We start from the raw sequence: 24,379 nt of genomic DNA, 5'->3' as shown, positions 1-24,379 counted from the left end.
ACGACGATGCAGAGCGCGAAGCGCGATGAGGAGGAGTCGAGCATCAGACGACGAAGACGACGCTGACGACCGCTGAATGAGTGCGTGAGAGACTAACCGGCATGGGAGACACCGCCACGCTGGTACTGCTGCGCCACGGCGAAAGCGAATGGAATTCGTTGAACCTGTTCACCGGTTGGGTCGACGTCGGCCTCACCGAAAAGGGCCGGACCGAAGCCGTGCGCAGCGGTGAGTTGCTGACCGAGCACAACCTGTTGCCCGACATCCTCTACACGTCGCTGCTACGCCGGGCCATCTCGACCGCGCACCTGGCGCTGGACGCCGCCGACCGGTTGTGGATTCCGGTGCGCCGCAGCTGGCGGCTCAACGAACGCCATTACGGGGCGCTGCAGGGGCTGGACAAGGCCGAGACGAAGGCCCGCTACGGCGAGGAGCAGTTCATGGCCTGGCGGCGCAGCTACGACACACCGCCCCCGCCCATCGAGAGGGGCACCCGGTACAGCCAGGACACCGACCCGCGCTACGCCAACATCGGCGGCGGTCCGCTGACCGAGTGCCTGGCCGACGTGGTGGCGCGCTTCCTGCCGTACTACACCGACGTCATCATCCCGGATCTGCGCAGCGGCAAGACGGTGTTGATCGCCGCGCACGGCAATTCTCTGCGTGCCCTGGTCAAGTATCTCGACGGGATGTCCGACGAGGAGGTCACCGGCCTGAACATCCCCACCGGCATCCCGCTGCGCTACGACCTGGACGCCGACCTGCGGCCGGTGGTGCCCGGCGGCACCTATCTGGACCCGGAGGCGGCCGCCGCCGGCGCCGCCGCGGTTGCCAACCAGGGGCGCGGCTGACCCGGGGGCGCCCGCGCCGTTTGGCGAGATAAAGGCCAATTCGCCAAACATCGCGTGAACGGGAGCGGAACACCTGTGGCGCAAGGTGTGACTTGTCCGATTTTGGCCTCGTTCCGCTAGGGCAGCGTTCAGGAAGATTTGTAGGATTTGCTATGTGACTGTGTTCTCGGCGCTGTTGCTCGCCGGGGTTTTGTCCGCGCTTGCGCTGGGCGCAGGTGTGCTGGTGGGGCTTCGGCTGGCACCGCGGGCGGTGCAGCGCCGCCAGCGGGTCGAGTGGACCGGGATCACCGTCGCGCAGATGCTGCAACGCATCGTGGCGCTGATGCCGCTGGGCGCGGCGGTGGTGGACGCCCATCGCGACGTCGTCTACCTCAATGACCGGGCCAAGGAGTTGGGCCTGGTGCGCGACCGTCAACTCGATGACGAGGCTTGGCAGGCGGCGCAGCAGGCCCTGACCGGCATCGACGTCGAATTCGATCTGCAGCCGGCCAAACGGGCGGGCGGCCGCTCCGGCCTCTCGGTGCACGGGCATGCCCGGTTGCTCAGCGAGGAAGACCGCCGGTTCGCCGTGGTCTTCGCCCATGATCAGTCCGACTACGCGCGAATGGAAGCGACCAGGCGCGACTTCGTCGCCAACGTCAGCCACGAGCTCAAGACCCCGGTGGGTGCCATGGCGCTGCTCGCCGAGGCCCTGCTGGCCTCGTCCGACGACTCCGAAACCGTGCGGCGGTTCGCCGAGAAGGTGCTCGTCGAGGCCAACCGGCTCGGCGACATGGTCGCCGAATTGATCGAGCTGTCCCGGCTGCAGGGCGCCGAGCGGCTGCCCAACGTCGTCGAGGTCGACGTCGATAAGGTTGTGGGCGAAGCGATTTCGCGTCACAAGGTGGCGGCCGACAACACCGATATCGAGGTCCGCACCGACGCGCCGAGCGGTCTGCGGGTGCTGGGCGACGAAACGCTGCTGGTCACCGCGCTGGCCAACCTGGTGTCCAACGCCATCGCGTATTCGCCGCCGGGCTCGCCCGTGTCGATCAGCCGCCGCCGCCGCGGCGAGAACGTCGAGATCGCGGTGACCGATCGCGGCATCGGGATCGCCCTGGAAGACCAGGAGCGGGTTTTCGAGCGGTTCTTCCGCGGGGACAAGGCGCGCTCACGCGCCACCGGCGGCAGCGGCTTGGGCCTGGCCATCGTCAAGCATGTCGCGGCCAATCACAACGGCAGCATCGGCGTGTGGAGCAAGCCCGGAACGGGATCGACGTTCACCCTTTCCATTCCGGCGGCCATGGCGTCTCATCAAGACGATGACGATGAGGAATCCGAGCAATCGCAGGGCCGCGACGTGCGGCCCACCCGCTCACAACGAGAGGAAGAACTAAGTCGATGACCCGCGCGTATGACGATGCAGTGGGGGTACCCCCAGCCGCGCAGCGGCCAGGGGGCCGCAGCGATGAGGAGGAATCGCGCCGATGACCAGTGTGCTGATCGTGGAGGACGAGGAGTCGCTGGCTGATCCGCTGGCGTTCCTGCTCCGCAAGGAGGGTTTCGAGGCCACCGTGGTGACCGACGGTTCGGCCGCGCTTGCCGAATTCGATCGCGGCGGCGCCGACATCGTGCTGCTCGACCTGATGCTGCCGGGAATGTCCGGCACCGACGTCTGTAAGCAACTGCGTGCGCGTTCCAGCGTGCCGGTGATCATGGTCACCGCCCGAGACAGCGAGATCGACAAGGTCGTGGGCCTCGAACTCGGTGCCGATGACTATGTGACCAAGCCGTATTCGGCGCGCGAGCTGATCGCGCGGATCCGGGCGGTGCTGCGCCGCGGCGGCGACGACGATTCCGAGATCAGCGATGGGGTGCTCGAATCCGGCCCGGTGCGGATGGACGTCGAACGTCACGTCGTTTCGGTCAATGGCGACACGATCACGTTGCCGCTCAAGGAGTTTGACCTTCTCGAGTATCTGATGCGCAACAGCGGCCGGGTGCTGACCCGCGGACAGTTGATCGACCGGGTGTGGGGCGCCGACTACGTCGGCGACACCAAAACACTCGACGTCCACGTCAAGCGCCTGCGGTCCAAGATCGAAGCCGATCCGGCCAACCCGGTGCACCTGGTGACGGTGCGGGGATTGGGTTACAAGCTCGAAGGCTAGCCCGACGGCTTCGTCTGCGGCGTGGTCGCCTGCCCGGCTACTCGGCGAGGCGAGTGGCCGGGTGCACCGCGATGAGCCCTAACTTGCTGCGGCGCTTGCACATTGCGGCCAGTTCCGCGTAGGCCTTCGCGCCCAGCAGCTCGCTGAGTTCGTCGGCCAGGCTCTCCCAGACCTGCTTGGCGCCGACATGGGCGGCCGGGTCGCCGGTGCAGTACCAGTGCAGATCGGCCCCACCGGAACCCCAACCGCGGCGGTCGTATTCGGTGACCCAGGTCTTGAGGATCTCGGTGCCGTCGGGCCGGGTCACCCATTCCTGGCTGCGACGGATCGGCAACTGCCAGCAGACATCGGGCTTCATGGTCAGCGGCGGCACGCCCAGCTTGAGCGCCTTGCTGTGCAGCGCGCAGCCGACACCGCCCGGGAAACCCGGCCGGTTCAAAAAGATGCACGCGTCTTTGTGCTTGCGGGTGCGGTACTGCGGTTGGCCGTCGTGCTCGTCGAGCTCCAGATATCCCTTGCGGCCCAACCCTTTTTCGCGAAATTGCCAATCGGCGTCGGTCAGTTTCTGCACCGCGTCGTCGAGGCGGGCGCGGTCGTCGTCGTCGGACAGGAACGCACCGTGTGAGCAGCACCCGTCGTCCGGGCGGCCTTCAACGGTGCCTTGGCAGGCCGGAGTGCCGAACACGCAGGTCCATCGGGACAGCAGCCAGGTCAGGTCCGCAGCGATCAGGTGCTCGGGGTTGTCGGGATCGTAGAACTCCACCCATTCGCGGGCGAAGTCCAGCTCGACCTCTCGTCCCGGTCCCGGGTGCGAATTCCCCACCAGTCCACGTTAGACCACTTTTCCGCCCATGCGAGGCGCGGACACTCGGGGCCCGTATGGCCCCGATCACGGCGGGTTGACCGGGTCGCGCAAAGCACCACCGCCAGGGCTTCGTTAGGTTGTTTGCGTGCGATTGGGCGTTCTAGACGTGGGCAGCAACACGGTGCACCTGCTGGTGGTCGATGCACACCGGGGCGGTCACCCGACGCCGATGAGTTCGACGAAAGCCACCCTGCGCCTGGCCGAGGCGACCGACAGCGCCGGCAAGATCACCAAGCGCGGCGCCGAGAAGCTGATCTCCACGATCGACGAATTCGCCAAGATCGCCGACAGTTCGGGCTGCGCGGAGCTGATGGCCTTCGCCACATCCGCGGTCCGGGACGCGGGCAACTCCGACGAGGTGCTGAGCCGGGTGCGCAAGGAGACCGGCGTCGAGTTGCGGGTGCTGACCGGGGTCGACGAGTCGCGGCTGACCTTCCTGGCGGTGCGCCGGTGGTACGGGTGGAGCGCGGGCCGCATCATCAACCTCGACATCGGTGGCGGCTCGTTGGAGATGTCTAGCGGCGTCGACGAGGAGCCCGAGGTCGCGTTGTCGCTGCCGCTGGGCGCCGGACGGCTGACCCGTGAGTGGCTGCCCGACGATCCGCCCGGCCGGCGGCGGGTGGCGATGCTGCGGGATTGGCTGGACGCCGAGCTCGCGGAGGCCAGCGTCAACATCCTCGAGGCAGGCAGTCCCGACCTGACGGTGGCGACATCGAAGACCTTTCGCTCGCTGGCGCGGCTCACCGGCGCGGCGCCGTCGGGCGCTGGACCGCGGGTCAAGCGGACGCTCACAGCAAACGGCCTCAGGCAACTCATATCTTTCATCTCTAGGATGACGACCGCTGACCGGGCAGAACTGGAAGGAGTGAGCGCCGAGCGGGCGCCGCAGATAGTTGCGGGCGCTCTGGTGGCGGAGGCGAGTATGCGAGCGCTGTCGATCGAATCGGTGGATATTTGCCCGTGGGCATTACGGGAAGGTCTCATCTTGCGCAAACTCGACAGCGAAGCCGACGGAACGGCCCTGATGGAGCCTTCGGTGCGCAATGCTGGAGGTCAGGTAGTTGATCGGAATCAGAACCGATCGAGAGGCGACAAACCATGACCGGACCGCACTCCGAGACCGAGAGCCCCGGCACTCGGCCCATCTCGGTGGCCGAACTGCTGGCCAGAAACGGAACCATCGGTGCCCCGGCTGTCACCCGGCGGCGGCGACGCCGGCGCGGCGACAGCGACTCGGTGACCGTCGCCGAGCTGACCGGCGACCTCCCGGTGATCCGCGATGACGACGACGAACCCGCCCGCAACGCCAACGAAGCCACCGACACGATCGACGCCGTCGAGCCGGACCCGCCCACTGAGACCGCCGCCCGGGACGCCGAGGCGGTCACCAAAGCCGAGTCGGTGACCAAAGCCGAGCCGGTGACCAAAGCCGAGCCCAAAGCGCCCTACTGGTCCGAGCCCGAGCCGCGCTGGCCCAAGTCACCGCCGCAGCCCAAGCGGGCGGCGGGCCCCGAGCGCAGCGAGTACCCGCGGCCGCTGCCCGACTCCGGCCCGGCCGGCTCGTCCGGCTCGGGCACCGGTTCCGGGGCCGAGGACATGAGCTTCGACCCGCTGGACCACTACGCCGATGTCCCGGTTGACGTCATGGACTCCGAGGTTCGCGAGGCCGAACCGGCGCTGGAGGATTCCGCGTACGTGCGTTCCTTCCTGCGGTCCGGGGATGCCGAGGACGACGAGGACGGATCGGGACCGTTGCCCGCCGGGGTGCTCAGCGATGACGAGCACCTGGATGTCGAGGACCGCCACGCGGACGCGGGCCCGGATGCCCACCCGGAGCAGGGCCGATTCGACGCGGTGTGGCGCGGCGGCGTGGTCGTGCTGCAGTCGATGCTGGCCGTCGCGTTCGGCGGCGGGCTGTTCGTGGCCTTCGATCAACTGTGGCGCTGGAACAGCCTGGTGGCGCTGGTGCTGTCGGTGCTGGTGATCCTGGGCCTGGTGGCCGGGGTCCGGGTGGTTCGCAAAACCGAGGACATCGCCAGCACGTTGATCGCGGTCGCGGTGGGTGCGCTGATCACCCTGGGACCCTTGGCGCTGTCGTTGCAGTCGGGCTAGCGGCACCGCAAACAGTGCGCCCAGCCATCAAAGTCGGCCTTTCCACGGCTTCGGTGTACCCGTTGCGGGCCGAAGCCGCCTTCGAGTACGCGGCCCGGCTCGGCTATGACGGCGTCGAGCTGATGGTGTGGGCCGAGACGGTCAGCCAGGACGTCGCCGCAGTCAAGAAGCTGTCTGAGCGCTATCGCATCCCGGTGTTATCCGTGCACGCGCCCTGCCTGCTGATCTCGCAACGGGTGTGGGGCGCCAACCCGATCCCCAAACTCGACCGCAGCGTGCGCGCCGCCGAACAGCTGGGCGCCCAGACCGTGGTCGTGCACCCGCCGTTTCGCTGGCAGCGGCGCTACGCCGAGGGTTTCTCCGAGCAGGTGGCGACGCTGGAAGCGTCCAGCGACGTGATGGTCGCGGTGGAGAACATGTTCCCCTTTCGGGCGGACCGGTTCTTCGGCGCGGGCCAGTCACTGGAACGGATGCGCAAACGCGGGGGCGGGCCCGGCCCGGCGATTTCGGCGTTCGCGCCCTCCTATGACCCGCTCGACGGCAACCACGCCCACTACACGCTGGACCTGTCCCATACCGCGACCGCGGGCACCGACGCACTGGACATGGCCGAGCGGATGGGAGCAGGGCTGGTGCATCTGCACCTATGCGACGGCAACGGTCTACCCGCCGACGAGCACCTGGTGCCCGGACGCGGCACGCAACCCACCGCCGAGGTATGCCAGATGCTGGCAGGCAGCCATTTCGCCGGGCACGTCATCCTGGAGGTGTCCACGTCCAGCGCGCGTTCCGCCGACGAGCGCGAAGATATGCTCGCCGAATCGCTGCAGTTTGCCCGCACGCATCTGCTGCGCTGACCACGCCAGGAGAACACCCGAACAACATGAGTGCCCTATTCACCACCGCAATGACGTTGCGGGAGGCCGGTTCAGGCGTCTTTGAGGGCGAGCTCGACAAGCGGTGGACCATCGGTCCCAAGGTGCACGGCGGCGCGATGCTGGCGCTCTGCGCCAACGCCGCGCGCACCGCCTGCGGGGCGCCCTCCGACGGGCTCGAATCGGTTCAGCTGCCGGTCCTGGAACCTGTCACCGTGTCGGCGAGCTTCCTGTGGGCGCCCGATCCCGGCCAGGTCGAGTTGGTGACCTCCATTCGCAAGCGGGGCCGTCGGATCAGCGTCGTCGACGTCGAACTGAACCAGGGGGACCGCACCGCGGTACACGCGGTGGTCAACCTCGGCCAGCCCGAGCACTGGCATCGGGACGGCTCGGACGGGGTAGCCCGACCCCTGCTGTCGGCCAACCCGGTGTTGGGCCTGATGGCGCCCGAGCCCCCGGACGACATCGAGCCGATCGGACCGGGGCACCCGCTGGCCGGCCTCGTGCACCTGGGGGAGGGCTGCGACGTGCGGCCGGTGTTGTCGACGATGGCGCCGCGCAGCGACGGGCGCCCGCCGGTGATCCAGATGTGGGCGCGCCCCCGCGGTGTGGCCCCAGACGCCCTGTTTGCGCTCATGTGCGGCGATCTGTCCGCGCCGGTGACCTTCGCCGTCGACCGCACCGGCTGGGCGCCCACAATCCAGCTCACGGCGTTTCTGCGGGGCCTGCCGGCGGACGGCTGGCTGCGCATCGTCGCCACCTGCACCGAGATCGGGCACGACTGGTTCGACGAGGATCACACCGTCGTCGACAGCCTGGGGCGCCTGGTGGTGCAGGCCCGTCAATTGGCATTGGTCCCTGCCGCTCGCTAGGACGCGCTGTCTGCGATGCTTTCCGGCATGGCAAGAATCGCGATCATCGGTGGCGGCAGCATCGGGGAGGCACTGCTGTCGGGTCTGCTGCGAGCGGGCCGGCAGGTCAAAGACCTGGTGGTGGTCGAGCGCGTTCCGGAGCGCGCCAAGTATCTGGCCGACACGTATTCGGTGCTGATCAGCTCGGTGTCCGACGCGGTGGAGAACGCGTCGTTCGTCGTGGTCGCGGTCAAGCCCGCGGATGTCGAGTCGGTGATGGCCGAGATCGCCCGTGCGGCCGCCGGGGCGGACAACGACACCGCCGAGCAGGTCTTCGTCACGGTGGCGGCCGGCATCACCATCACCTACTTCGAGTCGAAGCTTCCGGCCGGGACGCCGGTGGTGCGGGCGATGCCGAACGCGGCGGCCCTGGTCGGCGCCGGGGTCACGGCCCTGGCCAAGGGCAGGTTCGTCACCGCGCCACAGCTCGAAGGCGTCTCGGCCCTGTTCGACTCCGTGGGCGGCGTGCTGAGCGTTCCGGAGGGCCAGATGGACGCCGTCACCGCGCTGTCAGGCTCCGGACCGGCGTATTTCTTCCTGCTGGTCGAGGCCCTGATCGACGCGGGCGTCGCCGCGGGCCTGAGCCGCGAGGTCGCCGCCGACCTGACCGCGCAGACCATGGCCGGCTCGGCCGCGATGCTGCTCGAGCGCATGGACGCTGATCGGCAGCTGGGCGAGGCGGAGGCTTCGGGACCGCGGATGGACGCTACCGCGACGCAGCTGAGAGCGACAGTGACCTCGCCCGGCGGCACCACCGCGGCCGGCCTGCGTGAGCTGGAACGAGGGGGGCTGCGAGCGGCCGTGGACGCGGCCGTTCAGGCCGCCAAAATGCGCTCTGAGCAGCTAAGAATTACATCAGAGTAATCCAAGTTTTTTGAACTGATTGTCCCCCACCAGTACCAGTAACCCCATTAGTCCCGCTATTCTCCTCTTGTAAGCACGTGTGGGTGCCAGCGGAGGGGAAGCCGCTGGCATGCGCGTGCCTGACACGATTGGGTTGCGATGACGTCTAGTAACGGGCCATCGGCGCGAGATGCTGCAGGTAAGCCGCGGGACGCCAGTTCCGTCGACAGCCAGCAGGGCAGGACTCAGTTTCTCACCGTCGCTGAGGTGGCGGCGTTGATGCGGGTCTCCAAAATGACGGTGTACCGGTTGGTGCATAACGGCGAGTTGCCCGCGGTCCGGGTGGGCCGGTCCTTCCGGGTGCACGCCAAGGCCGTCCACGACATGCTGGAGACGTCCTACTTCGACGCGGGCTGACCTGAATCGGTGCCGCTTCCGGGCGGCACTCAGGCTCCGTGGTCACGCGGCGATCCGCCGACGCCGGTTTGGTGTTCGGTGCGTTCCGCCGGGTAAAGTGTCCGGGTCCAATCTTTGAAGCAGGTCACGGTCAGATAGCGGAGTTCATGGGTTCAGTAATCAAGAAGCGGCGCAAGCGTATGTCGAAGAAGAAGCACCGCAAGCTGCTGCGTCGCACCCGGGTGCAGCGCAGAAAACTCGGTAAGTAACCCCGTCCGCGGCATAGTGCCGCCTCCCTGGCCTGGCCGCTAGGCTGTTCGGGTGGATCCGTCGAATGGGGAGAACGCCGGGCCGGGCGACACCGCCGGCGACACCGTGCATTACCCCAAGGTCGTGCTGGTCACCGGGGCCTGCCGGTTCCTGGGCGGCTACCTGACGGCTCGGCTCGCGCAGAACCCGATGATCAACGGGGTCATCGCGGTGGATGCGATAGCCCCGAGCAAGGACATGCTGCGCCGGATGGGGCGCGCCGAGTTCGTCCGGGCCGACATCCGTAATCCCTTCATAGCCAAGGTGATTCGCAACGGCGACGTCGACACGGTGGTGCACGCGGCGGCCGCGTCGTACGCGCCGCGCTCCGGCGGCACCGCGGCGTTGAAAGAGATCAACGTGATGGGCGCGATGCAGCTGTTCGCGGCCTGTCAGAAGGCGCCCTCGGTGCGCCGGGTGGTGCTCAAGTCGACGTCCGAGGTTTACGGCTCGAGCGCTCACGATCCGGTGATGTTCACGGAGGACAGCACCAGCCGTCGCCCGTTCCGCAACGGTTTCGCCAAGGACAGCCTCGACATCGAGGCCTACGCGCGCGGATTGGGGCGGCGCCGGCCCGACATCGCCGTGACGATCCTGCGGCTGGCCAACATGATCGGTCCGGCGATGGACACCACGCTGTCGCGCTATCTGGCCGGCCCTTTGGTGCCAACGATGTTCGGCCGGGATGCGCGACTGCAACTGCTGCACGAGCAGGATGCGCTCGGTGCCCTGGAACGCGCGGCGATGGCCGGCAAGGCCGGAACGTTCAACATCGGCGCCGACGGCATCATCATGCTCTCGCAGGCGATCCGGCGGGCCGGCCGGATTCCGTTGCCAGTACCGGGATTCGGCGTGTGGGCCCTGGATTCGTTACGACGCGCAAACCGTTACAACGAAATCAGTCGTGATCAGTTTGATTACTTGAGTTACGGCAGAGTCATGGATACCAGTCGGATGCGATCAGAACTTGGTTTTCAGCCGAAATGGTCGACGGCGGAAGCATTTGACGACTACGTTCGCGGCCGAAGCCTGACTCCCATTATCGACCCGGATCGGGTACGCTCCTGGGAAGGTCGCGCCATATCCCTAGCTCAGCGCTTGGGTAGCCGAAATCCAATTCCGTGGGGTGGGGTCAGGTAGGAATCGTGGCGGGTGAAACCAGAGCGAATGTCATTCCACTGCATACGAATCGGGCTCGGGTAGCGGCGCGTCGGAGAGCCGATCAACGAGCAGACTCATCTCGCCAGCACCCCTCGTTACTGTCTGATCCGAATGGGCATGCCTCGGCCGAGCAGATCGCCGCGGTGGTTCGTGAAATCGACGAGCACCGCCGCGCCGCGGGGGCATCGTCGGCCGACGCACCGCTGAATGATCTGGCGCAGCGGGTCGCCTCGGTGGCCGGATTCCTCCGCCAGCGACTCACCGGCGACTACACCGTCGACGAGTTCGGCTTCGACCCGCACTTCAACAGCGCGATCGTTCTGCCGTTGCTGCGGCCGTTCTTCCGATCCTGGTTCCGGGTCGAGGTGAGCGGGATCGACAACCTGCCCGCCGACGGCGCCGGGCTGGTGGTCGCCAACCATGCCGGTGTGTTGCCGTTCGACGGGCTGATGCTGTCGGTGGCCGTGCATGACGAGCACCCCGCGCATCGCGAGCTGCGACTGCTCGCCGCCGACATGGTGTTCGATCTGCCCGTGGTGGGCGAGGCGGCCCGCAAGGCCGGGCACACCATGGCCTGCGCGACGGACGCGCACCGGTTGCTCGCCGCCGGCGAGCTCACCGCCGTGTTCCCGGAGGGCTACAAGGGGCTGGGCAAGCGCTTCGAGGACCGCTACCGGCTGCAGCGGTTCGGCCGGGGTGGATTCGTCACGGCGGCGCTGAAGACCAAGGCGCCGATCATTCCGTGTTCGATCATCGGGTCCGAGGAGATCTACCCGATGATCGCCGACGTCAAGCTGCTGGCGCGGCTGTTCGGGCTGCCGTACTTCCCGATCACGCCGCTGTTCCCGCTGGCCGGGCCCGTGGGCCTGGTTCCGCTGCCGTCGAAATGGCACATCGCGTTCGGTGAGCCGATCTACACCGACGACTATTCCGCCGCCGACGCCGACGACCCGATGGTCACCTTCGAGCTGACCGACCAGGTGCGTGAGACCATCCAGCAGACGCTGTACCGGCTGCTGGCCGGGCGTCGCAACATCTTCTTCGGCTGAGCCGCGCAAAAGGAAACGCCACCGCGGAAAGCCGCGATGGCGTTGACCTTTGACGAAGCCGACTACTTGACCATGGTGAACTGGCAGACGTTCGTGTAGCCGTCCCGGAACAGGTCCGAGCAGCCCCGCAAGTACTTCAAGTAGATGTCGTAGGTCTCCTGCCCCTTCAGGGCGATCGCCTCTTCCTTGTGCGCCTCCAGGGCATCCCCCCAGGCCGTCAACGTCGGAACGTAGTTCTTGCCGATGAAGTGATGGCGCTCGATCTTGAAACCCGCGTCAGTCGCGTACTTGTCGACCAGGTCGACCTGGGGCAACTTACCGCCCGGGTAAATCTCCTTCAGGATGAAGCTGATGAACCGCAGCAGGGTCATGTTCACCTGCAAGCCCATCGCTTTGCCCTCTTCGGCGGAGGGCACCACGATGGTGTGCAGCAGCATCCGGCCGTCGTCGGGCAGCAGGTCGTAGTACTTCTTGAAGAAGGTGGCGTAACGCTCGTACCCGGCGTCGCCGGCACCGTCGGCGAAGTGCTCGAACGCGCCCAGCGACACGATGCGGTCGATCGGTACGTCGCCGGGGAATTCCTCCCAGCCCTGGATCCGCACCTCCTTGCGGCGCGGGCTGTCCATTTTGTCGAACTCCGCCACGCAGTGGGCGTACTGGTTCTCGCTCAGCGTCAGGCCGATGACGTTGACGTCGTACTCGGCCACGGCGTGCCGCATGGTCGAGCCCCAGCCGGAGCCGATGTCCAGCAACGTCATGCCGGGCTCAAGGTTCAGCTTGTCCAGCGCGAGCTTCCGCTTGGCGTATTGCGCCTCTTCCAGCGTCTTGGTCAGATTCTGCGGGTCCGGGTTCTCGTCGAAGTAACCGCAGCTGTAGGTCATCGACGGGTCCAGCCAGAGCTTGAAGAACTCGTTCGACTTGTCGTAGTGCGACCGGACTTTCTCGACCGGCGGCTTCAGCTGCGTGCTTCCAGCTTCCCCCTGTGCAGACATTTACAAAGCCCCTAACTTTCCTGCGGATATGGATGCCACTGCCGCGGCGGTAGCTTCAACGTCCTCCTGGTTTGAGGACTCTCCCAGCATCGTGACGACACTCGTGACGATCGGCTTTCCATCGCCATCGGTCACTTCGCTGCGGATCTCCGCCAACACGGTGCCGTGGGACTCGATCACCGAGTCGAGGTAAGTGTCGAAGTACAGCCTATCGTGCGCCAGGATCGGCCGGTGGAACTTGAACTTCTGGTCGCGGTGAATGACCCGGGCGATGTTGATCGGAATGCTGAACTTGGTGAAGATCTCCAGCTGAACGCGGCGCCCCGCAATGGCGAGGAACGTCAGCGGCGCCACCATGTCGGGGTACCCCGCTTTCTCGGATTCCCGCTCGTCGAAGTGCGCCGGGTGGTCGTCCTTGATCGCCATCGCGAACTCACGGATCTTCTCGCGACCGACCTCGAAGTAATCAGGTGCGCGGTAATGGCTGCCGATAAGTCCTTCGGCTTCCTTGGGGACCGTCATGGCGATATGCCCTCCGCTCGATTGTGTGTCAGCGGCGCAGCTTATCAGCGTGATTGCCGCCGAGAGGCCAGCGCAGCCAGCGCACCACCGGCTGCGCCCAGCGCCAGCGCCGACGGCACCCCGATCCTGGCCGCCTTTCGAGCGGTGCGGAAGTCGCGAATCTCCCAGCCACGCTCCCTGGCCAGGGCGCGCAGCCGTGCGTCGGGATTGATGGCGACCGCGGTGCCGACCAGCGACAGCATGGGCACGTCGTTGAAGCTGTCCGAGTAGGCGGTGCAACGTTTCAGGTTGAGCCCCTCGCGAATCGCCAGCGACCGGACCGCGTGCGCCTTGCCCGTGCCGTGCAGGATGTCGCCGACCAGTCTGCCGGTGAAGACACCGTCGACCGATTCCGCGACCGTGCCCAGCGCGCCGGTCAGGCCGAGCCGATGGGCGATGGTGGCGGCGAGCTCGTAGGGCGTGGCGGTGATCAGCCAGACCTGCTGCCCGGCGTCCAGATGCATCTGGGTGAGTTCACGGGTGCCGGGCCAGATCTTGTCGGCGATGATCTCGTCGTAGATCTCCTCGCCCAGGGCGACCAGCTGTTCGACCGAGCGGCCCTCGATGAAGGCGAGCGCCTTGCGCCGGCCGGCGGCGACGTCGTTGCTGTTTTCCGTCCCGAGAATCTGGAACTTGGCCTGCGCGTAGAGGAATCCGAGCACGTCGCGATAGGTGAAGTAGTTGCGGGTGGCCAGCCCGCGTCCGAAATGCACCGCCGACGAGCCCTGCACGAGCGTGTTGTCCACGTCGAAGAAGGCGGCGGCGGTCAGGTCGATCGGCGGTTGGGGGCGGTCCTGCGAGGCGGCGGCTTCCTGCATGCCCTCGATCGCGCGGGCGGCGCTGGCGTCGGCGGCCAGCGACTCCGGGTCGACGTAACCGGTGTGGTCCGCGTTGCCCGGGTCAGAGGAAGTCATCGTCAAACCTCCTAGATCGCTGTGTTGCCTGGCGACCCAGCGGGTGCCCGACCTTCAACCCTATCGGGCTGATGACGGCCGGGCGCTGACGTGTCCCGGGCTGGTGGAGCGGGCCCTACTCCCTCCGGCGTGGGACCTGAGCGGTGACGTTGTCCGGCATGCCCTCGAGCAGTGCGGCAGTCAGTTCATCGAAAGACAGCGCGAGGACTTCCATGTTGGTTTGTTCGGCAATCGCTATGCACACTCACCACGATGCAACGATCCGATGCAGGAATGCGGGAAATGCGGTGAGGCCTAGATGCCGCTACTGATCAACGACGCTATACCGAAAATTCGTCTAAGCTTTCTTGTTGGGGTCATACTCGGTCCCAGAGATATCATCCCAAAATTTCGGCGAAACGTTTATTTTTCGGTCCCCTGGAGCAACAGCGTCGACTTTGGCCTGAAATTCGTCGAAGCCCCGTCTTGCGCGCGCTAATTCTTCTTCTGTGGGCGCGGTGACACCAGCTTCTTCTGGTGTCGAAAAAGTCTTGCCAGCAATCTTTTTGCTCATTTAGACTCCCGTCAGGATCTCAAGGTGAGAGCGGAATAGCCAGTCAGCGTTCGATCATTTCAATAATCGTCCTACCTGTCTTAGGATCTATTGTCTTGCTTACGACATAAAATTTTGACCCGGCTGGAAACAATACTTCTTGCTCACCTGGAAACATCGACACGGAAGAAACATCTCGTCCTGTAGTCGACCAGATTCTGAACTCGGTGTTTCCGGCGAAAGTAGGTGACAGAGCTACAGTATGGTCCGTTGACGTGCTAGTGAAGGCAGCCTCCGTAATTACTTCGCCGGGCCGGTACTGTTCGAGCACATCGGCCGGCAGGTTTGTGCCGCGGACTACGGCGCCTTCATACATCGGAAGTTTCTCCAACGCTTTGTGAAGTGCGTCAACACGGTCCTGTTGAGATGCGTCCAACGCGCCTTCCCTAAGGGCAGAATTCAGGTCTTGGTATCCGGGCCCAGTGTAGTGAGCGAGCGCGGCCAGATCATCCGAGTTAAGCGGGTGCAGTGGTAAATGGTGATTGCTGCTGTTGTCCGTATCCGGGTGGTGCGCTCCGTGGCCGTTGGGCTCTTTCGGGTCGCCGTCGGGCGGCTTATGGGCACCGCCGTCGGCGGGCGGGTGTGGGTCCCCGCCATTGCCGGGCGGGTGTGGGTCCCCGCCGCGCGGCTCACCGGGATGGGTGGGTGGCTCGCCACCGTGGGGAACCTCACCCAGGCCGGGAGGTGCTTCGGCGGGGATCCCGCCGAACGTCGGGGCAGACGCCGGCGTCGGCAGGTGCGGCGCAGCCGCGTGTGCGTGAGCGGGGACGGGCTCGGGTGGTTTCGCATCGGGTAACGCGGTGTCTCCCGCATGCGCAGCCACCGGCGCCCTACCGCCGGGCGCGGCCGGCGCCGCGGTCGGTTTGGGCGGCTCCGCGGTCGGTCTGGGCGGCTCCGCGGCAGGCGGCTTCTCGACGGGCGGCGGCTTGGACTCGGTGGTGCTGTGCGGCAGCGGACCGTCCGCGGGCAGCGGCGCCGGCTTGCCCGACGGCCCTGGCTTGCCCGCGGCTGCGGGTGCCGGTTGGCGCGATTCCGGCGGCTTGGGGGCGGCCGGGGGTGGTTCCGCCGCAGGCTTGACCGACGGCGGCCTGGGAATTTCAGGCGGCTCCCTCAAGCCTTTGAGAGCATCGGCAGCACCGTGCCCGACCTTTCCCAGCTTGGCCAGCGGCCCACCGGGGAGAGCCAGAGTTGCCACGTCGAAGATGGATTTTCCGAGGGCTTCGGCGGGGTTCTTGCCCCACTCGTCCCAGTGGGTGACGTCCTTACCCAGCGCTTTCCACGAATCGGCGACTCCGGGCCCTCCGTCGGGCCCCAAGCCGACGAGCGTCCCGGCCCCGGTAACCATGCCGCCCATGGTTTCGCCGTAACCCTTCGGGTCGAGCACGGCGTGGAATTGGCTGATGTCGTACAGCCCTTTGAGCAGATCCCACCCTTCGACGCCAACGCCTTTGAACGTCTGGCCCACCTGATTGAGTGCCTTGCCCACCGGGGTGCCGTGCAAAAAGTGGTCCCACTCTTTGTCCGCCCAGTGCGCCATATCCTTTGCGGCGGTGGCGGCCTCGGACACGGTGGTCTTGATCTGGTCGGCGAGCGTATCGGCTTCCTGGGCGAAGCTGTCCACCACCGTTTTGATGTCGTCGGCGATTCTTTTGATCTCGTCTTCGTCTTCGTCGGTCAGCAGGTCCCAGACCTCTTTGATCCCGGTCAGCGGATCGCAGATGCGCGACAACAGATCCAGGATGGCCGCATGGACCTTGTCGATCTTGGCCGCGTAGCTGTTGAGTTGCGCGGCGATCGTTTGGCATTGCCGTGCAACGCTGGTGGTGGCGCCGGTCGCATCGGCCAACGCTTTGTTGATCGCCGCGGCCTCGGGAATCTGCTGCGCTGCAATGGCAGCCATCGTGCCGCCGCCTGCCGCGGTCTCGGTCGTCATGAAGTTCACGCCCGCGGTCGTCCACGCCGCGGCGGCGGCACGCAACTTCGCCGAATCGCCGGTGGGCCAGATCATTCCGATATACGGCGCGACCCAGCTCCAGCCCGCCGGGGCGCTACTGCCGGCGCCGACGGCCGACGGCGGTGCAGCCCCGACAGTCAACGGCGCCGTGACCGGCGGTGTCGGCAGGCTCTCCCGGCCCGCGACATCCGACATCGCCTCGGCCAGCGCATAGTTGAGCGCCGACATCCGCACGCCGTCGCCGATGCTGCACAGCCCATTGCGGGTTCTGGTCATCGCCTCGATCACCTTTGCCGCCGCGCCGTCGTATGCGCGACCCAACGCCGCGCCGACCGGATCGTCACCGGCCATGCCGGCGCTGCCGGCCAGCGCCGTGGTCAAGCCCGAGATCACCGATCCCAACGAAACACCGGTGGCCAGTACGGTGCCACCGGCGCGGTCTAGGGCAGTCGGGTCACACGCCAGCGGCGCCATGCGTTCACGACCACATACCGAGATTCGTGGACATCGCCCCGGTGTAGTTGCCGTGCGCGGTCGTGGCCGCCTTCTCCAGTTGCGCCAGCGCTTGGCGCATCATCGCCTCGCCGCGCACCCAGTGTTGATGCGCCTCGGCGTGAGCCGCTGCGGCATCACCCGTCCACGAGGTGTGCAATCGCGTTACGCGAGAATCGATTTCAGTGATCATGTCTTCGGCATAGCGTTGAAACGCCGCCATCCGCTGCACCGCGTCGGCCAACGCCTGCGGGTCGACCCGAAACGCCTCAGCCACCACGCACCGCCCGTTCCGCCTCGGCGGACCCGGCCTCGTTGCTTTGATACGCCCCGCCGGCCTGGCCCACCAGATGTGCCAGCATCGACAACCCGAGCTCGACCTCGCGGGCGCCCCGGTGCCACAGCTCCCACGCCGACCCATACGCGGAGCCCGCCGCACCCTGCCAGCCACCCAGCATCTGGCCCACCTGATCGTCGAGCTGGGAAAGCTGGGCCGAAAGCTGCTCGGCCGCACCGCTGAGCGAGACGGCAGCGCCCTGCATCGCGAGGGGATCGACCCGCAGCGTCTCGTCGGCCATAGGCGGAACATAACGCCTGGTATATGGGCCCACAAGTCACCGATGACACACTGGTGCCCATGACTGACGCGACCCGGCGGCGGGTGGAACTGTTGACCCGCGACGGGTGCACCATCTGCGAAAGCGTCCACGCCCGATTGGCCGAACTGGCCGGCGAGCTCCGCTTCGAGTTGTCGACGACCGACGTCGACGCCGCCGCCGCGGCGGGCGACACCGCGCTGCGGGCCGAGTTCGGCGACCGGCTGCCGGTGGTCCTGCTCGACGGCCGCGAACACAGCTACTGGGAGATCGACGAGCCCCGGCTGCGGGCGGACCTCGCCACGTGACCAGGGCGACCGTCCGGCGCAGTGACGTCGGTCAATTATTTGGTAGCCCAGCTGATAAACGTTTACCGTGGACAGCAGTTCAGTTACTGGAGGAAGCAAGGGAGCTGGCCAGGTGATGCTGCCGTGAGCGTCTTGCTCTTCGGGGTTTCGCACCGCAGTGCGCCGGTCTCCGTCCTGGAACAACTCAGCATCGACGAGGCCGATCAGGGCAAGATCGTCGACCGGGTGTTGCAATCGCCGCTGGTGACCGAGGCCATGGTGCTGTCCACCTGCAACCGGGTCGAGGTCTACGCCGTGGTGGACGCGTTCCACGGCGGATTAGCGGTGATCGGGCAGGTGTTGTCGGAACAGTCCGGCATGTCGATGGCCGACCTCACCAAGTACGCGTACGTCCGATACAGCGAGGCCGCCGTCGAGCACCTGTTCGCGGTCGCCAGCGGGCTGGATTCCGCGGTGATCGGCGAGCAGCAGGTGCTCGGCCAGGTCCGGCGCGCCTACGCCACCGCCGAGACCAACCGCACCGTCGGCCGGATACTGCACGAGCTGGCCCAGCGCGCCCTGTCGGTGGGCAAGCGGGTGCATGCCGAAACCGCCATCGACGCCGCCGGCGCCTCGGTGGTGTCGGTCGCGGTGAACATGGCCGAACGCCGGCTGGGCCGGTTGTCGGGCAAGACCGCGGTCCTGGTCGGCGCCGGGGCGATGGGCGCCCTGGCCGCCGCGCACCTCTCCCGTGCCGGCATCGGCCACGTGCACGTGGTCAACCGGTCGCTGTCCCGGGGTCAGCGCCTGGTCCGCAAGATCCGCAGCGGCGGTGTGCAGGCCGACGCCCTGCCCTTGGATCGCCTGGCCGACACCCTGGCGGGTGCCGACGTCGTGGTCAGCTGTACCGGGGCGGTGACCCCGGTGGTCTCGCTGGCCGACGTGCACCACGCGCTGGCCGCCGCGCACCGCGACGAAGAGACGAACCCCCTGGTGATCTGCGACCTGGGCATGCCGCGCGACGTCGACCCGGCGGTGGCGGGACTGCCCGGCGTGTGGGTCGTCGACGTGGACCGCGTACAGCACGAGCCGTCGGCCCACGCCGCGGCCGCGGACGTCGACGCCGCCCGCACCATCGTCGCCACCGAAGTTGCTGCCTATCTGGCCGGGCAGCGGATGGCCGAGGTCACGCCGACGGTCACGGCGTTGCGTCAGCGCGCCGCCGATGTGGTCGAAGCGGAACTGCTGCGCCTGGACAACCGGCTGCCCGGGCTGGAAAGCGCCCAGCGCGAAGAGGTGGCCCGCACCGTGCGGCGGGTGGTGGACAAGTTGCTCCACGCGCCGACCGTGCGGATCAAACAGCTCGCCAGCGCGCCCGGCGGTGACAGCTACGCCGAGGCGTTGCGGGAACTCTTCGAACTTGATCAGACCGCGGTCGATGCCGTGGCTGCCGGCGAATTGCCGGTCATTGCAACCGGATTCGACGCGGGTATTCCGCAGCAAACCGCCGAGTAGGCGATTGGCGAACGTGATCCGGATAGGCACCCGGGGCAGCCTGTTGGCCACCACCCAGGCCGGAGTCGTCAGGGACGCTTTGATCGCGCTGGGGCATCCGGCGGAGCTGGTGACCATCACGACGGCCGGGGACCGCTCGTCGGGGCCCATCGAGTCGCTCGGGGTGGGTGTCTTCACCACCGCACTGCGCGAGGCCATGGAGGAGGGCCGTGTCGACGCCGCGGTGCACTCCCATAAGGACCTGCCCACCGCCGACGATCCGCGGTTTGCTGTGGCGGCCATACCGCTGCGCAACGACCCGCGCGACGCGGTGGTCGCACGGGATGGACTGGTGCTCGCGGAGTTGCCGGCCGGTTCGCTGGTGGGCACCTCCTCGCCGCGGCGGGCCGCGCAGCTTAGAGCATTGGGTCTCGGTTTGGAAATTCGCCCCCTACGAGGCAACCTAGATACCAGGTTGAACAGGGTAAGCAGTGGTGATCTCGACGCGATCGTGGTAGCCCGGGCGGGACTCGCCCGGATCGGTCGCCTCGACGATGTCACCGAGACGCTAGAGCCGGTGCAGATGTTGCCAGCACCGGCTCAGGGTGCGCTCGCCGTCGAATGCCGCGCCGGTGACAGCCGGTTGGCGGCAGTCCTGGCGGAACTGGACGACGCCGACACGCGCGCGTCGGTCACCGCGGAGCGAGCCCTGCTGGCCGAACTGGAGGCCGGTTGCTCCGCACCGGTGGGCGCGATCGCCGAAGTGGTCGAGTCCATCGATGAGGAAGGCCGGATCTTCGAAGAGCTGTCGCTGCGCGGCTGCGTGGCGGCGCTGGACGGGTCCGACGTGATCCGCGCGTCTGGTATCGGCAGTCCCGATCGGGCACGGGAGCTAGGGCTTTCGGTGGCCGCGGAGCTGTTCGAGCTGGGCGCGCGAGAGCTGATGAGCCAAGCGCGGCAAAACCCGCCGCAAGGAAATTAAATGCGAGTTACCTGGGAGCGACAATGACGACGCGAGGGCGTAAGCCGACACCCGGCCGCATCACGTATGTGGGCTCGGGCCCCGGTGACCCGGGATTGCTGACGACCCGGGCCGCCACGGTGCTGGCGAACGCGGCCCTGGTGTTCACCGACCCCGACGTGCCTGAGCCGGTGCTGGCCCTGATCGGCAAAGACCTGCCACCGGTTTCCGGGCCGGCTCCGGCCGAACCGGTTGGCACGAACGGCGACGGCGGTTCCGACCAGGGCATGGTGCAGCCGGCGGTGATATCCGGTGGCCCCGACATCCGTCCGGCGCTCGGCGACCCCGCCGACGTGGCCAAGATCCTGACCGCCGAGGCTCGCACGGGCATCGACGTGGTGCGGCTGGTGTCCGGCGACCCGCTGACGGTCGATTCCGTCATCACCGAGGTCAACGCCGTCGCACGCAGCCACCTGCATTTCGAGATCGTGCCCGGACTGGCCCCCAGCGATGCCGTACCGACGTACGCGGGGCTGCCGCTGGGCTCGTCGCACACGGTTGCCGATGTGCGCGACCCACACGTGGATTGGGAGGCGTTGGCCGCGGCACCCGGTCCGCTGATCCTGCAGGCCACGTCGTCGCACCTGGCTGATGCGGCGCGCACCCTGATCGAGCACGAGCTCGCCGAGACCACCCCGTGCGTGGTGACCGCGCACGGCACCACCTGTCAGCAGCGTTCCATCGAAACCACGCTGCACGGCTTGACCGACTCCGCGGTGCTGGGCGGCACCGACCCCGCCGGCCCGTTGACCGGACCGCTGGTGGTGACCATCGGCAAGACGGTGGCCAGCCGGGCCAAGCTGAACTGGTGGGAGAGCCGTGCGCTGTACGGCTGGACCGTGCTGGTGCCGCGCACCAAGGATCAGGCCGGCGAGATGAGCGAGCGCCTGACCTCTTACGGCGCCCTGCCGATCGAGGTGCCGACCATTGCGGTCGAGCCGCCGCGCAGCCCGGCTCAGATGGAAAGGGCCGTCAAGGGATTGGTCGACGGCCGCTTCCAGTGGGTGGTGTTCACCTCCACCAACGCGGTGCGTGCGGTGTGGGAGAAGTTCGGTGAGTTCGGTCTGGATGCGCGCGCGTTCTCCGGAGTGAAGATCGCGTGTGTGGGCGAGTCGACCGCCGACCGGGTCCGGGCGTTCGGGATCAGCCCCGAACTTGTACCGGCCGGCGAACAGTCCTCGCTTGGGCTGCTTGACGACTTTCCGCCCTACGACAGCATTTTCGATCCGGTCAACCGGGTGCTGCTGCCGCGCGCCGACATCGCCACCGAGACGCTGGCCGAGGGTCTGCGCGAACGTGGTTGGGAGATCGAGGATGTCACCGCCTACCGGACGGTGCGGGCCGCGCCGCCCCCGGCGGAGACACGGGAAATGATCAAGACCGGCGGCTTCGACGCCGTGTGCTTCACGTCGAGCTCCACGGTGCGAAACCTGGTCGGCATCGCGGGCAAGCCGCACGCACGGACGATCATCGCCTGCATCGGGCCCAAGACCGCCGAGACCGCAGCCGAATTCGGTCTGCGGGTGGACGTCCAGCCCGAGACCGCCGCGGTTGGCCCGCTGGTCGACGCGCTGGCCGAACACGCCGCGCGGTTGCGCGCCGAGGGTGCGCTGCCACCGCCGCGCAAAAAGAGCCGCAGGCGCTAGTGCCGGTCGGGGGTTACCCGCGGCAGCGCCCGCGCCGGCTTCGCACCACTCCGGCATTGCGCCGCTTGGTGGCGCAAACATCCTTGGAGCCAAGGCATTTGGTGTTGCCGATGTTCGTCGCCGACGGCATCGACGAACCACGGCCGATCGCTTCGATGCCGGGCGTGGTGCAGCACACCCGTGATTCGTTGCGCAGCGCGGCCGCCAGCGCCGTCGCCGCCGGGGTGGGCGGGCTGATGCTGTTCGGCGTGCCCCGCGATGAGGACAAGGATCCGATCGGGTCGGCCGGCACCGACGCCGACGGCATCCTCAATGTCGCCCTGCGGGACTTGGCCAAGGACCTCGGTGAGGCCACCGTACTGATGGCCGACACCTGCCTGGACGAGTTCACCGACCACGGGCACTGTGGCGTCCTCGACGACCGGGGCCGGGTCGACAACGACGCCACCGTGGGCCGCTATGTGGAACTGGCTGTGGCACAGGCTGAATCGGGCGCTCACGTGGTGGCGCCGAGCGGCATGATGGATGGACAGGTGGGTGCGATCCGCGACGGGTTGGACGGCGCGGGCTTCAGCGACGTGGCGATTCTGGCCTACGCCGCCAAGTTCGCCTCGGTGTTCTACGGCCCGTTTCGGGAGGCGGTCAGTTCCAGCCTCTCCGGCGACCGGCGCACCTATCAGCAGGAGGCCGGCAACGCCCGGGAGGCGCTGCGCGAGGTCGAGCTCGACCTTGACGAGGGTGCCGACATCGTGATGGTCAAGCCGGCGATGAGTTATCTCGACGTGGTCGCGGCCGCGGCCGACGTCTCGCCCGTTCCGGTCGCCGCCTATCAGGTGTCGGGTGAATACGCGATGATTTGCGCTGCGGCCGCGAATAATTGGATCGACGAACGGGCCGCGGCGCTGGAGTCGCTGACCAGCATCCGGCGCGCCGGAGCCGATATCGTTCTCACCTATTGGGCCGCGGATGCGGCAAGGTGGCTCTCGTGAGATGGGGCTTGGGATGACTACCGGCAGCGACACCGCACCCAAGCCGTTGTTCTACGAACCCGGGGCCAGCTGGTGGTGGTTGGCGTGCGGCCCGGCCGCGGCGGTCGCCATGGTCTTGATCGAAATCTGGAGCGGCGCCCCGGTGTCGCTGGTGGTCCCGGCGATCTTCTTGGTGCTCGTGTCGGCGTTTCTGGGGATACAGGTGAAGGCCGCCCGGATCCACGTCTCGGTCGAGCTCACCGAAGATGCGCTGCGCCAGGGCACCGAGACGATCTTGGTCCGCGAAATCGTCAAGGTGTATCCGGAGCCGGACAATCACGAAGCCTCCGGGAAAGAGCTGGCGCGGTGGCAGTCGGCCCGGGCCCTGGGCGAGCTGGTCGGAGTGCCGCGCGGGCGCGTCGGCATCGGTCTCAAGCTCACCGGCGACCGCACGGCCCAGGCCTGGGCGCGTCGTCATCGTCAGCTGCGCGCGGCCCTTACCCCGCTGGTCCAGGAGCGGGTCGAGCCCAGCCGATCGATCGACGGAGACCGCGAAGACGACGCCGGGAGTGCGCAGTGAACGCCCGCCACCGCGCGATGCTCGAGCTCGTGCTGGCCTGCGCCGCGCTGGTGTGCTCGGGACTGACGTGGGTGCACTCGCATCATGTGGTGGGCGTGGCGCCGATCGCCGACGGCCAGCCCTCCACCACGTCGCTGGTCTACGACCCGCAGCTACTACTGCTGACGTTGGTGCTGTTGACGAGCGCCGGCGTACTGGCCGTCATCGGGGCCACAGGGCTGCGGCGCGCGCGCTCGGACGCTAAGACGGCTTCCTGACGAGCGGCAATGCCATCCGGCGGCGCAGCACGATGGCGTCGGCCCGATCCTGCAGCGCCTCGTGAACCGAGCGCATGAGCGGAAAACTGGCGTCATGGCCGGTGTCGTCCAGCACCTGGGTCACCGCTGAGCTGGCGACCAGGGTCCAATCCACCCCGGCGGCGCGACAATCGGCATCGAACGCATACAGCAGCGAAATGCCGGCCTCAGCAAATTCGTCGACGTCCGCCACGTCGAGCACCACGGGGTTTTCTCCGAGCGTGAAGCGCGCGATGTGGTCGCTGATGCGGTCGACGTTCAGGTCGTCGATCTCGCCGCGAATGTGCACCACCGTCGCCAGGTGGCGGGAGTGCGCCCGGACCTGTGCACCGTCGCAGTCGAACACGCAGTTGTCCTGGCCGGTCCGACCGCCTGCGATCGTCATGAAGACCCCTCACTCGCCGTGGCGCTCGCGCTGTCTTCGGGGGCGCCTCCACGCTCACCAAAGGGCGTATATGACGTTA

General features: G+C 67.3%; 29 protein-coding genes and 1 pseudogene. 21 read left to right on the top strand and 9 right to left on the bottom strand.

All coding sequences use genetic code 11. From position 1 onward, the window contains the following. The first annotated feature begins 101 nt into the window (after nt 1–101). The 4 genes and pseudogenes from ACIUM1_RS11225 to regX all read left to right on the top strand — a co-directional run bounded on the left by ACIUM1_RS11225 (nt 102) and on the right by regX (nt 3,001). Nucleotides 102–851: a phosphoglyceromutase gene (locus ACIUM1_RS11225; RefSeq protein ID WP_406817221.1), complete on the top strand. Its 750-nt coding sequence runs from the start codon at nt 102–104 to the stop codon at nt 849–851. A gap of 154 nt (nt 852–1,005) precedes the next feature. Next, the gene (locus ACIUM1_RS11220) at nt 1,006–2,235 is read left to right on the top strand and encodes a sensor histidine kinase (protein WP_406817220.1); all 1,230 of its coding nucleotides are present in this window, start codon (nt 1,006–1,008) and stop codon (nt 2,233–2,235) included. A 2-nt stretch (nt 2,236–2,237) separates the two neighbouring features. Beyond that, nucleotides 2,238–2,321 (top strand): annotated as a pseudogene (locus ACIUM1_RS11215) (hypothetical protein); the annotation flags it as partial. Further along, nucleotides 2,318–3,001 carry a two-component sensory transduction protein RegX gene (gene regX, locus ACIUM1_RS11210; RefSeq protein WP_007768263.1) on the top strand — a complete coding sequence of 228 codons (684 nt, stop codon included), beginning with the start codon at nt 2,318–2,320 and terminating at the stop codon, nt 2,999–3,001. The pseudogene ACIUM1_RS11215 and the gene regX, both read left to right, overlap by 4 nt. A gap of 37 nt (nt 3,002–3,038) precedes the next feature. Here regX and ACIUM1_RS11205 read toward each other — a convergent pair whose 3' ends face one another. Next, a complete protein-coding gene (locus ACIUM1_RS11205; protein ID WP_406817219.1) occupies nt 3,039–3,824 on the bottom strand; it encodes a hypothetical protein in 786 nt (261 codons plus the stop codon). A gap of 127 nt (nt 3,825–3,951) precedes the next feature. On the opposite strand from ACIUM1_RS11205, the gene ACIUM1_RS11200 reads away from it, so the two are divergent. The 9 genes from ACIUM1_RS11200 (at nt 3,952) to ACIUM1_RS11160 (ending at nt 11,522) form a co-directional block, all read left to right on the top strand. Further along, nucleotides 3,952–4,968: a hypothetical protein gene (locus tag ACIUM1_RS11200; RefSeq protein WP_406817218.1), complete on the top strand. Its 1,017-nt coding sequence runs from the start codon at nt 3,952–3,954 to the stop codon at nt 4,966–4,968. Next, entirely contained in the window at nt 4,965–5,978 is a 1,014-nt protein-coding gene (locus ACIUM1_RS11195) for a hypothetical protein (protein ID WP_406817217.1), read from the top strand. The genes ACIUM1_RS11200 and ACIUM1_RS11195 overlap by 4 nt, the downstream gene beginning before the upstream one ends. 14 nt (nt 5,979–5,992) lie before the next feature. Beyond that, on the top strand, nt 5,993–6,835 hold the full coding sequence (locus tag ACIUM1_RS11190) for a sugar phosphate isomerase/epimerase family protein (protein WP_406817216.1): 843 nt from the start codon (nt 5,993–5,995) through the stop codon (nt 6,833–6,835). A gap of 26 nt (nt 6,836–6,861) precedes the next feature. Then, entirely contained in the window at nt 6,862–7,725 is an 864-nt protein-coding gene (locus tag ACIUM1_RS11185) for a thioesterase family protein (protein WP_406817215.1), read from the top strand. A gap of 27 nt (nt 7,726–7,752) precedes the next feature. Beyond that, on the top strand, nt 7,753–8,628 hold the full coding sequence (proC, locus tag ACIUM1_RS11180) for a pyrroline-5-carboxylate reductase (protein ID WP_406817214.1): 876 nt from the start codon (nt 7,753–7,755) through the stop codon (nt 8,626–8,628). A gap of 138 nt (nt 8,629–8,766) precedes the next feature. Continuing rightward, on the top strand, nt 8,767–9,024 hold the full coding sequence (locus ACIUM1_RS11175) for a cell division/environmental response transcriptional regulator (protein ID WP_040629292.1): 258 nt from the start codon (nt 8,767–8,769) through the stop codon (nt 9,022–9,024). 146 nt (nt 9,025–9,170) lie between these two features. Continuing rightward, nucleotides 9,171–9,272, top strand: coding sequence for a 30S ribosomal protein bS22 (locus ACIUM1_RS11170; RefSeq protein WP_003402602.1), 102 nt, complete (start codon nt 9,171–9,173; stop codon nt 9,270–9,272). 52 nt (nt 9,273–9,324) lie between these two features. Then, nucleotides 9,325–10,452, top strand: a complete 1,128-nt coding sequence (locus ACIUM1_RS11165; RefSeq protein ID WP_406817213.1) for an SDR family oxidoreductase — start codon at nt 9,325–9,327, stop codon at nt 10,450–10,452. Beyond that, complete coding sequence (locus ACIUM1_RS11160) at nt 10,434–11,522, top strand: lysophospholipid acyltransferase family protein (protein WP_406817212.1); 1,089 nt, start codon at nt 10,434–10,436, stop codon at nt 11,520–11,522. The genes ACIUM1_RS11165 and ACIUM1_RS11160 overlap by 19 nt, the downstream gene beginning before the upstream one ends. 62 nt (nt 11,523–11,584) lie before the next feature. Here ACIUM1_RS11160 and ACIUM1_RS11155 read toward each other — a convergent pair whose 3' ends face one another. The 5 genes from ACIUM1_RS11155 to ACIUM1_RS11135 all read right to left on the bottom strand — a co-directional run bounded on the left by ACIUM1_RS11155 (nt 11,585) and on the right by ACIUM1_RS11135 (nt 16,514). Beyond that, nucleotides 11,585–12,514 carry a cyclopropane mycolic acid synthase family methyltransferase gene (locus ACIUM1_RS11155; protein WP_406817211.1) on the bottom strand — a complete coding sequence of 310 codons (930 nt, stop codon included), beginning with the start codon at nt 12,512–12,514 and terminating at the stop codon, nt 11,585–11,587. Next, nucleotides 12,515–13,036 (bottom strand): MaoC family dehydratase N-terminal domain-containing protein, encoded by a 522-nt coding sequence (locus ACIUM1_RS11150; RefSeq protein ID WP_406817210.1) that lies wholly within the window; start codon nt 13,034–13,036, stop codon nt 12,515–12,517. 44 nt (nt 13,037–13,080) lie between these two features. Beyond that, a complete protein-coding gene (locus tag ACIUM1_RS11145) occupies nt 13,081–13,989 on the bottom strand; it encodes an HAD family hydrolase (RefSeq protein WP_406817209.1) in 909 nt (302 codons plus the stop codon). 337 nt (nt 13,990–14,326) lie between these two features. Further along, nucleotides 14,327–14,542 (bottom strand): hypothetical protein, encoded by a 216-nt coding sequence (locus ACIUM1_RS11140; protein ID WP_406817208.1) that lies wholly within the window; start codon nt 14,540–14,542, stop codon nt 14,327–14,329. A gap of 43 nt (nt 14,543–14,585) precedes the next feature. After that, a complete protein-coding gene (locus ACIUM1_RS11135) occupies nt 14,586–16,514 on the bottom strand; it encodes an ADP-ribosyltransferase (protein ID WP_406817207.1) in 1,929 nt (642 codons plus the stop codon). Between ACIUM1_RS11135 and ACIUM1_RS11130 the strand changes: the two genes are divergently transcribed. Next, nucleotides 16,513–16,749: a hypothetical protein gene (locus ACIUM1_RS11130; protein WP_406817206.1), complete on the top strand. Its 237-nt coding sequence runs from the start codon at nt 16,513–16,515 to the stop codon at nt 16,747–16,749. The genes ACIUM1_RS11135 and ACIUM1_RS11130 overlap by 2 nt on opposite strands. A 264-nt stretch (nt 16,750–17,013) precedes the next feature. Here ACIUM1_RS11130 and ACIUM1_RS11125 read toward each other — a convergent pair whose 3' ends face one another. Both ACIUM1_RS11125 and ACIUM1_RS11120 read right to left on the bottom strand, forming a co-directional pair. Then, nucleotides 17,014–17,304, bottom strand: coding sequence for a WXG100 family type VII secretion target (locus ACIUM1_RS11125; protein ID WP_406817205.1), 291 nt, complete (start codon nt 17,302–17,304; stop codon nt 17,014–17,016). Then, nucleotides 17,297–17,605: a WXG100 family type VII secretion target gene (locus ACIUM1_RS11120; RefSeq protein ID WP_406817204.1), complete on the bottom strand. Its 309-nt coding sequence runs from the start codon at nt 17,603–17,605 to the stop codon at nt 17,297–17,299. The genes ACIUM1_RS11125 and ACIUM1_RS11120 overlap by 8 nt, the downstream gene beginning before the upstream one ends. Before the next feature lie 59 nt (nt 17,606–17,664). Between ACIUM1_RS11120 and ACIUM1_RS11115 the strand changes: the two genes are divergently transcribed. The 7 genes from ACIUM1_RS11115 to ACIUM1_RS11085 all read left to right on the top strand — a co-directional run bounded on the left by ACIUM1_RS11115 (nt 17,665) and on the right by ACIUM1_RS11085 (nt 23,876). Next, the gene (locus ACIUM1_RS11115) at nt 17,665–17,931 is read left to right on the top strand and encodes a glutaredoxin family protein (protein ID WP_406817203.1); all 267 of its coding nucleotides are present in this window, start codon (nt 17,665–17,667) and stop codon (nt 17,929–17,931) included. A 123-nt stretch (nt 17,932–18,054) separates the two neighbouring features. Continuing rightward, nucleotides 18,055–19,425 carry a glutamyl-tRNA reductase gene (locus ACIUM1_RS11110; protein WP_406817202.1) on the top strand — a complete coding sequence of 457 codons (1,371 nt, stop codon included), beginning with the start codon at nt 18,055–18,057 and terminating at the stop codon, nt 19,423–19,425. Nucleotides 19,426–19,438: 13 nt separating this feature from the next. Beyond that, nucleotides 19,439–20,386, top strand: coding sequence for a hydroxymethylbilane synthase (gene hemC / locus ACIUM1_RS11105; RefSeq protein WP_406817201.1), 948 nt, complete (start codon nt 19,439–19,441; stop codon nt 20,384–20,386). Between the two features lie 23 nt (nt 20,387–20,409). Continuing rightward, complete coding sequence (locus tag ACIUM1_RS11100) at nt 20,410–22,071, top strand: uroporphyrinogen-III synthase (RefSeq protein WP_406817200.1); 1,662 nt, start codon at nt 20,410–20,412, stop codon at nt 22,069–22,071. After that, entirely contained in the window at nt 22,071–23,060 is a 990-nt protein-coding gene (gene hemB / locus ACIUM1_RS11095; RefSeq protein ID WP_406817199.1) for a porphobilinogen synthase, read from the top strand. The genes ACIUM1_RS11100 and hemB overlap by 1 nt, the downstream gene beginning before the upstream one ends. 13 nt (nt 23,061–23,073) lie before the next feature. After that, entirely contained in the window at nt 23,074–23,619 is a 546-nt protein-coding gene (locus ACIUM1_RS11090; protein ID WP_406817198.1) for a DUF3093 domain-containing protein, read from the top strand. Further along, on the top strand, nt 23,616–23,876 hold the full coding sequence (locus tag ACIUM1_RS11085; RefSeq protein WP_406817197.1) for a hypothetical protein: 261 nt from the start codon (nt 23,616–23,618) through the stop codon (nt 23,874–23,876). Before ACIUM1_RS11090 ends, ACIUM1_RS11085 begins: the two co-directional genes overlap by 4 nt. Here ACIUM1_RS11085 and ACIUM1_RS11080 read toward each other — a convergent pair. Further along, the gene (locus ACIUM1_RS11080; RefSeq protein ID WP_406817196.1) at nt 23,860–24,300 is read right to left on the bottom strand and encodes an STAS domain-containing protein; all 441 of its coding nucleotides are present in this window, start codon (nt 24,298–24,300) and stop codon (nt 23,860–23,862) included. The two genes, ACIUM1_RS11085 and ACIUM1_RS11080, sit on opposite strands and share 17 nt — an antisense overlap. Nucleotides 24,301–24,379 lie beyond the last annotated feature (79 nt).

It is taken from the genome of Mycobacterium sp. M23085 (genome assembly GCF_045343915.1).
Lineage (GTDB): Bacteria > Actinomycetota > Actinomycetes > Mycobacteriales > Mycobacteriaceae > Mycobacterium.
Note: the sequence above shows the minus strand (reverse complement) of the source record. Positions and strands in the feature narration are given on the sequence as shown.